General features: G+C 66.3%; 1 protein-coding gene. It reads right to left on the bottom strand.

Annotated features, from left to right (window positions below; translation table 11 throughout):
- A partial coding sequence (locus tag QSJ97_RS24705) for a hypothetical protein (RefSeq protein ID WP_285675162.1) occupies window positions 1-463 on the bottom strand: 463 nt, incomplete at both ends.

The following is a 463-nucleotide window of genomic DNA, read 5'->3' as shown; positions in this document are numbered from 1 at the left end:
GCCCTCGACCGAGTTCAGCCGCAGCATCGTGCGCAGCGGGTTGAACGGGTCGGCCTCGGCCTGCGGCCGGAAGTCGCCGGTGACGTCGAACAGGTCCTTGCTGGTGTCCAGCGCATCGTCGCCGTCAAGCGCGATGTCCACCATCAGGTTGGTGATCGGATCCGCGAACACCACTTCCTGGGTCTCGGTCGCGAACACGAAGTTGACCGCAAGCTCCTCGATCGCCGTGTCGAAGGCCTCGTCGGCCGACACGCCCGAGTCGGTCAGGTCCTCGATCCGGCTCTTCGTCACCGCGGTCCAGAACTGGTAGCCCGGCAGGTCGCTCGCGACGCCCGTCACCGAGTCGATCGCCAGCGGGTCGCGGCCCAGGTTGTTCAGGTAGAACTCGCGGACGACACCCTCGACCGTGAAGTTGCCGTAGAGATCGTCGAACTCCTGGCTCACCGCGAAGGCGTCCGCCAGA

Origin of the sequence: Paralimibaculum aggregatum (genome assembly GCF_030270585.1) — a bacterium.
Taxonomy (GTDB): Bacteria; Pseudomonadota; Alphaproteobacteria; order Rhodobacterales; family Rhodobacteraceae; genus Thermohalobaculum; species Thermohalobaculum aggregatum.
This window is presented reverse-complemented; position numbering and strand designations above follow the sequence as displayed.